Origin of the sequence: Paenisporosarcina sp., from assembly GCF_049671445.1 — a bacterium.
In the GTDB taxonomy this organism is placed as follows: domain Bacteria; phylum Bacillota; class Bacilli; order Bacillales_A; family Planococcaceae; genus Paenisporosarcina.
In genome coordinates this window covers 1-7,800 of record NZ_JBATUX010000112.1, presented here as the reverse complement: position 1 = coordinate 7,800, position 7,800 = coordinate 1, and the positions used below count along the sequence as shown (strand labels likewise).

The following is a 7,800-nucleotide window of genomic DNA, read 5'->3' as shown; positions in this document are numbered from 1 at the left end:
TCCAAGTTGAACCATCATCTGTGGAAACTTGAACGAACGCATAATCCCATTGTTGTTCAATTTGATACCATGAATCGAAAGTTAATTCAGCAGAAGATTTTCCAGTCAAATCAACATTTGTTACCATGTTTGTATCGATTTCATCTTGTTGACCACCCCAAAATTCGTAGCTTCCTGTTTTAGGTGTATTCACAGGCGTTTCTTTTTCCGGTAAGTTTATTCGCACCGCTTGATTGTTTTTACCAAGTGGAGAATTCGCTTGATCTAATAATAAATGTGTACCTTTCTTAGAAACATCTTCCCAGTTTACAACGGCTGGCTCAAACCATTCGCCACCTAAAGTTGCTTGGAAGTATTGTTTAGCCCAAGGAGAGAATCCAGTCGGTTCTGTACCTGGAACTTTACCAGCCCAAGAACCACTCGCCATAACTGACCAGTATGCAACTGCTTCACCCGTTCCAGAATATACTGTGTCATATTCATCCGGTAATCCTAAATCATGACCATACTCGTGCGCGAATACACCAGTTGCTCCATCTTCTGGCATAACCGTGTAATCATAAAATCCTGGAAGACCTTTTCCAAGTCCATCTGGATCCACAAATGCTGCTGAACGATGTGACCACACTGCGTTATCTCCTAATGAACCTCCACCAGCTTCTTGTCCCATACCAGAGTGAATGATTTGTAAATGGTCGACTAAGCCATCTGGCTCCCAGAAGTTGCCGTCGCCATCTAAATCATGTGAATCTTCTAAATCGTAATCTTCTAATGGAACACCGGCCGCTTTAGCAGCAGCATATGCATCTTTTACTAATAATTTCGATCCGCCTGGTGCAACATTATCGTGACCTCCAGATGCTCGGTCAGCTCCATAAAATGCTGCTGTCCCTGGAACTTTTAACCAACCATAAGCTTGTCCGTCAATTGTGTACGTTCCACCCGATTGTTCCTCATAGAATTGTTTCTGTGAAACGAAGTTTTCTCCATTCGGACCTTCCACGCCGTTATCACCAAAAATCATATCTTCGAAATGCTTTGTATTGTAATCTTCGTAGTAATTGTCTGTTTCATCAGGTTGGATATTGTTATGCTCGTAGTCCGAGTATTCTACCATCAAAGTTAATAGTTTTCCTTGTTTCACCACACCTGGTGATGGACTTTCTTTTACCGGGACGATGTGTTTGTCAACTTGCCCAGTTTTTTTACCATTCCCGTTTTGAAGATTGAAACCGAATTCTTTCACTTGTTTTTGTTTCTTCGCATCCGCTTGTTTCACTTGCTTGGCTAAGGGATCCTTACTTGCTTTTAAGTTGGAATCGTCTTTCCCTTTAAGAGCTAAATAGCTTTGTAAGCCTTTTTGTTTTTGCGCTTCGGATGCATTTGCTGGAATGACACCACGCTTAATTAATGCTTGGATTAATTTTTCGTCGTTAACAATTGAGAGGTCAATAGACCCGGAGAAATGAGAAGTATGAGAAATTTTATGGTGAAGGGGAGCTTCGGAAACAGGACTTGCAAGACCTCCAGACATACCGGTAATTAATGTACCTACAAACAAGACAGAAGTAAAACTAGATTTCCAAAATTTGTTCAACTTGTAACCTCCTAGTTTATTATCATTAATAGAATATTCTAAAAAATAAGTCAAAACAATGTGCTTGAACACCCAATTTTCAGATGATTTTTCTAGTATATTAGAACGGTATATTTTAGTTCATTACCTACTTTTTACATGTTTTTTCTTTTATTACTACTAGAATAAAATGATTTAGCCCTATATTTTGCAATATCTTTTACTAGAACACCTTAGTTAGGAAGAACAAGTACAATAGATTCCACGAAAAGGTGCTCGCATCCTCTACAAGGTTTACATCGTCTTGTTAAGTATGAAATGACAAGAAGTGGGTGAATGATATATGAAAAAGAAAATAGTCATAGCTGGGGGAACTGGTTTTATTGGTCAATATCTTGAGGAGAAATTTATGGATTTGGGATATAAAGTAAAAATCATATCAAGACAACCACAACATATCTCGTGGTCGAATCAAGCTGGGATAATTGATGCGTTGGATCAATCAGAGATGATTATTAATCTTGCAGGGAAATCAGTAAACTGTCGCTATACCGACAAAAATAAGAAAGAGATTTTGCAGTCAAGATCTGAGACGACTAAAATTCTCGGAATTGCGATATTGGCGTGTAAAAATCCTCCACCACTATGGATCAATTCAAGCACAGCTACAATTTACCGTCATGCAGAAGATCTTCCTATGACGGAAGCGAGAGGTGAAATTGGTAGTGGTTTCTCCGTTGATGTAGCAAAGGAATGGGAACAATCACTGTTCGATTTTAAGTTGCCTCAAACACGGCAAGCTGCTTTGCGAATGGCTATCGTACTGGGTGAAGAGGGAGGAGTGATGCACCCTTATATCAACTTAGTACGCTACGGACTAGGAGGGGTCCAAGGATCAGGAAAACAAATGTTTAGTTGGATTCATATTGAAGATTTGTACCAAATTATTTTGTTTCTTCAAGATAACAAAGATTTGAGCGGAGTATTCAATTGTTCATCTCCTCAACCAATCACAAACCGTGTGTTTATGGAAACATTAAGAAATACAATGAAGCGAAAGTTTGGTCTACACTCACCTAAGTGGATGCTTGAAATGGGTGCCGTCTTTATGAGAACTGAAACGGAATTGATATTGAAAAGCCGCTGGGTCATTCCAGAACGTTTGAAAAAAGAAGGATTTCGCTTTACGTTTGATTCGATTGAGAAAGCCCTTCAACAAATAATGGAAAATCAAAGTAACATCCAAAGCAAAACACGACCAGGAAGATAAACTTTCCTAGTCGTGTTTTTTTGTGGAATTCAAAACTCACTATCTCTAGATAAACTCTTCACTCTCTTTAATTGAGCAACAATAATGATGCTAATAATAACGAGTAGGAACCACGAACTAATTTTCCCAACATGCACGAGAGCCCAGGTTGTTTCTTGGTTTGGGTATTGCCAAGCGCCAAAGAACGTCGTAATATTTTCGGCAATCCAAATAAAGAACCCAATCAACAAAAATGAGAGAATCATCGGCATTTTATAGCGGTTTCCATTCAATCGATAGGTGACAATCGTTCTGAAAAATATGAAAAATAACAAACCTTTTAATAACCACCGCGCATCAAAAAGGAAATGGTGTGTAAAAAAATTTACGTAGATCAATAAACTAATACTGATGGCTAAAAATGGCTTGGGCCAAACATAGATATGTAAATCTAAGCGGCGCCAACTCTGGCAAATATAGCTCGCAACACTCGCATACATAAATCCACTGTAGAGGGGAACACCGAAAATTTTGCTCAATGCTTCCTCTGGATAGGACCACGAACCCATATGTACTTTAAAAAGTTCAAGCGCTAGACCAATGACATGGAACAGACAAATGACTTTGAACTCATCAACCGTTTCTAATTTGGATGTTAGCATAAAAATTTGAACACCTATACAAATGAGTAAAATAAAATCATAACGTGGTAGAAACGGAACATCCACAAATTTTGTTATAGCAAGAGCTGCAAAAATGAGGAGTGGAAATAAACAAGAGAGTGCTTGTAGGTAAGCAAATTGCAGAAGGTTCTTCATGTATTAACCCGTCTTCCTAAATATTTGTGAAATAACTAAAATAAATTGTTTTGAATTTGAACGAAATGGAGTCACCATAAGTTCCGTCAAGATTTCTCATGAAAAATCTTGGTAGTCCGCTACGGGACATGCTCCTATAGAAGTCAAAATGTATATGCAATGTCTCAACAAGTCATTCCCCACCTGCATAGAATATTCTTAATACCAACTTAGTAAAGGGGAATACTCTGACATGATTCATCCGCATACAGAACTGCGTTATATAAATGAGCAAATTGGTTTTGGCGTATTTGCAACACAATTCATCCCCAAAGGGACCATTACATGGGCATTAGATGAACTTGACCATATTCTAGAAGCTGATTATCTGGATACAGTTGATAAATATAAAGGCGAGGTCATAAAGAAATACGCATATCGTAATCAAGATGGTAAATTTGTTTTATGTTGGGATCTTGGAAAATATGTAAACCACAGTTTTCATGCAAATTGCATGGGTACTGCCTATGAATTCGAGATAGCAATTCGAGACATTTACCCAGGGGAACAGCTGACTGATGACTATGGCACGTTAAATATTGACGAGCCTTTTGAATGTATTTCAGAAGAAGGAACGAACAGAAGAGTAGTTTATCCAGATGATCTCCTTACCTATTATGAAGAATGGGATGAACAAGTGATTAGTGCGTTAAAACACCTATATGAAGTTGATCAAAAGCTTATTCATCTATTACGCCCAGAATTCGTCGAGAAAGTTAAAACAGCAGCGAATGAACAATTCTTGAGAGATTCAATCAAAACCATTTATTATAATCGCAACGACTTGTCTAAATAGTGCCCAAAATAAAACCACCACGATATCGTGGTGGTTTTTAGATTTTAAACTTCAATAATAATCGGCAAAATCATCGGTCTTTTTTTCGTTTTAGTGTATAAGAATTTACCAAGGGTTGCTTTTACACTTTGTTTTAACACACTACGTTGATTGCTACTTGATGATTTGGTCGTTTTAACAGTGGTAATAACTAATTGATTGATTTCATTCATTAATTCTTCTGAATCACGGGCATAAACGAATCCTCGAGAGATGGTGTCGGGTCCGGTAATAATTTCGCCATCCGTTTTACTAAGGGTAATAACGATAACGATCATGCCATCTTCAGAAAGCAATTTACGATCGCGTAATACCATATTTCCGACGTCACCAATCCCCAAACCATCTACGAATATGTTGCCAGAAGGGATTTTCCGTGTTTGACGAGCAAGCGAATTGTTCACATCGACAACATCTCCGTTGTTAATAATAAAGATATTTTCTCTTTCTATGCCAACAGATTCTGCTAATTGGCGATGTTGATGAAGCATTCTGTATTCCCCGTGAATAGGGATAAAGTATTTTGGTCTCATTAAAGTAAGCATAAGTTTCAATTCTTCCTGTTGGGCATGGCCAGAAACGTGCATACCAGTGGCACTTCCCGAACCGTAAATAACTTTAGCTCCCAGCAAATATAAATTATCGATAACTTTAGAAACATTCCGTTCATTTCCAGGTATTGGAGAAGAAGCAAATATCACCGTGTCTTCAGGGAGAATGCTTACTTGACGATAGTTGGAACTCGATAAACGTGATAAGGCGGCCATTGGTTCGCCTTGGCTTCCTGTGCAAAGTATAGCCACGCTTTCAGGATCCATACTACCAACTTCATGTGCTTCAATTAGCATTCCTTCAGGAACATTTAAATAACCTTGTTCCATGGCAACAGAAACGACATTTACCATACTTCTGCCGAGTAAAGCAAGCTTGCGGTTGGTCTTTTGTGCAGCGTCTACAACTTGTTGAACGCGATGGACATTCGAAGCAAAGGTTGAAATAAACACTTTACGACTTGCTTTGCGGAATGCATCTTCAATGTGTCCACCTACAAGACTTTCAGATGGTGTAGAACCTGGACGTTCCGCATTGGTACTTTCCGATAATAAAACAAGAACTCCGTTTTTACCGATTTCAGCCATCTGATGAATATCAGCATATTCATCATTCACAGGAGTTAAATCGAACTTGAAGTCACCCGTATGTACGACTATTCCTTCAGGTGTCTCAAAGGCAATACCTAGACAATCTGGAATACTGTGATTGGTTTTGAAAAATGTACATTTTATTGTGTTGAAGTTAAGGACAGATTTGGAGTCAATTAAATGTGTTTCGGTCTCTCTGAGGATTCGGTGTTCCCTTAACTTAATTTCAATTAGACCCATGGTTAGTCTTGTCGCATAAACGGGCATGTTTAATTGTTTAAGTAGGTAAGGGATGCCTCCAATATGATCCTCATGACCATGTGTTACGACTAAGCCCCGAATCTTCTCTTTGTTTTCCTGTAAATATGAAATATCCTGGATAATCAAATCAATCCCGAGTAAACTCTCATCTGGAAATTTCGAGCCACAATCAATCACCACGATATCGTTTTCAACTTGTAACACATACATATTTTTACCAATTTCATTAACGCCTCCTAAGGCGAAAATAGACAATGAATTTTCTGTAGTATTCATATTTAGAAACCTCCCATTTCGAATGACTAGCTAAAGTATTCCCACGCCAGTTTCTTTTTATGAATGTAAAAAAAGATTTGTCTATTAAAATTTGGTATCAAATATAGGATTAGAATCATCCTATTCCTACTGCAAGAACAATCCTAGATGTTTTGGAAATCTTCACATTTACACATTCGGAGATGAATTTGAAACAATATCCATTTACTTATTTCAAAGTATTTGATACGATTCCGATAAGTTGTCTGTCGTCAGACAACCTTAATCAAATTGAAACATTAAGTAAGCGTTTTCTTTACAAGACTTTTCAAAAACTATATATGAGGTGACATAGGTGAATATAATTTGGGGAATCGGCGGTATTCTGGTCGTATTAGGAATCGCATTTTTATTATCAACGGCAAAGAAATCGATTAATTTTAGAACGATATTGGGTGGTTTAACAATTCAAATCATTTTTGCATTTATTGTGTTGAAATGGGAATTTGGTAAAAATGTATTAGTTAAATTTTCTGAAGGTGTACAAAATGTAATTGGTTACGCAAGCGAAGGGGTTTCTTTCCTTTTTGGTCCAGCAGCAGATGTTGAGAATTTTGGATTTGTCTTTGCTTTCCAAGTCTTGACTGTAATCATCTTCTTCTCATCTTTAATTTCAGTGTTGTATTACTTAGGAATTATGCAGGTATTGATTAAATCTATTGGCGGCGGCTTATCGAAGTTGCTAGGAACAAGTAAAGCTGAATCAATTTCAGCAGCAGCCAATATCTTTGTCGGTCAAACAGAAGCACCTCTAATTATCCGCCCGTTCGTTGCAAAAATGACGAAGTCAGAGCTATTCGCAGTTATGACAGGTGGATTAGCCTCAGTCGCAGGATCAGTTCTTGTTGGATATGCCCTTCTTGGTGTTCCACTAGAATACCTGCTTGCAGCAAGCTTTATGGCTGCTCCTGCTGGTTTAGTGTTAGCAAAATTAATGATTCCAGAAACAGAAGAACCAGATAATGAAGATTTCGAGATGGAAAAAGATCAGGATTCAGTAAACGTAATTGACGCAGCTGCCCGTGGTGCTAGCGATGGATTAAAACTAGCATTGAATGTCGGTGCTATGTTGTTAGCGTTCATTGCATTAATTGCGCTGATTAACGGGATATTAGGTGGAATCGGTGGATGGTTTGGATTTGAATCACTGTCACTTGAACAAATTCTAGGCTATGTGTTTGCACCGCTTGCTTTTGCTATTGGAGTTCCTTGGTCTGAAGCAGTAACAGCAGGTAGTTACATCGGTCAAAAACTGGTATTAAATGAATTCGTTGCGTATTCTGCATTCGCTCCTGAAATTGCAAACCTGTCTCCGAAAACAGTTATAGTAGTGAGCTTTGCATTATGTGGTTTCGCTAACTTAAGCTCGATGGCCATTCTTCTTGGCGGATTAGGTGCACTTGCTCCAAATCGTCGTGGGGATATTGCTAAATTAGGTTTACGTGCAGTAGCTGCAGGGATGTTAGCATCTTTACTAAGTGCTGCCATTGCCGGAATGTTTATATAATCAACTAAATAATAAATGGAGTGCGCGGTGTAACCTCACCGACACTCCATTTTTTTGT

6 protein-coding genes are annotated in these 7,800 nt (G+C 38.2%); 3 read left to right on the top strand and 3 right to left on the bottom strand.

All coding sequences use genetic code 11. From position 1 onward, the window contains the following. Positions 1-1,597 (bottom strand): immune inhibitor A domain-containing protein (locus tag WBG45_RS13700; RefSeq protein WP_424415415.1); only part of this gene is annotated, 1,597 nt, incomplete at its 3' end. A 322-nt stretch (positions 1,598-1,919) separates the two neighbouring features. On the opposite strand from WBG45_RS13700, the gene WBG45_RS13695 reads away from it, so the two are divergent. Then, a complete protein-coding gene (locus tag WBG45_RS13695) occupies positions 1,920-2,846 on the top strand; it encodes a TIGR01777 family oxidoreductase (RefSeq protein WP_424415413.1) in 927 nt (308 codons plus the stop codon). 29 nt (positions 2,847-2,875) lie between these two features. On the opposite strand, the gene WBG45_RS13690 is transcribed toward WBG45_RS13695, so the two are convergent. Beyond that, positions 2,876-3,643, bottom strand: coding sequence for a DUF817 domain-containing protein (locus WBG45_RS13690; protein WP_424415411.1), 768 nt, complete (start codon positions 3,641-3,643; stop codon positions 2,876-2,878). A 232-nt stretch (positions 3,644-3,875) separates the two neighbouring features. Between WBG45_RS13690 and WBG45_RS13685 the strand changes: the two genes are divergently transcribed. After that, positions 3,876-4,478: an SET domain-containing protein gene (locus WBG45_RS13685; protein WP_424415409.1), complete on the top strand. Its 603-nt coding sequence runs from the start codon at positions 3,876-3,878 to the stop codon at positions 4,476-4,478. A 44-nt stretch (positions 4,479-4,522) separates the two neighbouring features. On the opposite strand, the gene WBG45_RS13680 is transcribed toward WBG45_RS13685, so the two are convergent. Then, entirely contained in the window at positions 4,523-6,196 is a 1,674-nt protein-coding gene (locus tag WBG45_RS13680) for a ribonuclease J (protein ID WP_424415407.1), read from the bottom strand. A gap of 334 nt (positions 6,197-6,530) precedes the next feature. Here WBG45_RS13680 and WBG45_RS13675 point away from each other — a divergent pair, with 334 nt between their 5' ends. Then, on the top strand, positions 6,531-7,742 hold the full coding sequence (locus WBG45_RS13675) for a NupC/NupG family nucleoside CNT transporter (RefSeq protein WP_424415405.1): 1,212 nt from the start codon (positions 6,531-6,533) through the stop codon (positions 7,740-7,742). Positions 7,743-7,800: the final 58 nt, after the last annotated feature.

Bases quoted from the DNA above. Each gene is read 5' to 3' on its own strand.
- WBG45_RS13695 (WP_424415413.1), top strand. From the start codon at position 1,920: ATGAAAAAGAAAATAGTCATAGCTGGGGGAACTGGTTTTATTGGTCAA.
- WBG45_RS13690 (WP_424415411.1), bottom strand. From the start codon at position 3,643: ATGAAGAACCTTCTGCAATTTGCTTACCTACAAGCACTCTCTTGTTTA.
- WBG45_RS13685 (WP_424415409.1), top strand. From the start codon at position 3,876: ATGATTCATCCGCATACAGAACTGCGTTATATAAATGAGCAAATTGGT.
- WBG45_RS13680 (WP_424415407.1), bottom strand. From the start codon at position 6,196: ATGAATACTACAGAAAATTCATTGTCTATTTTCGCCTTAGGAGGCGTT.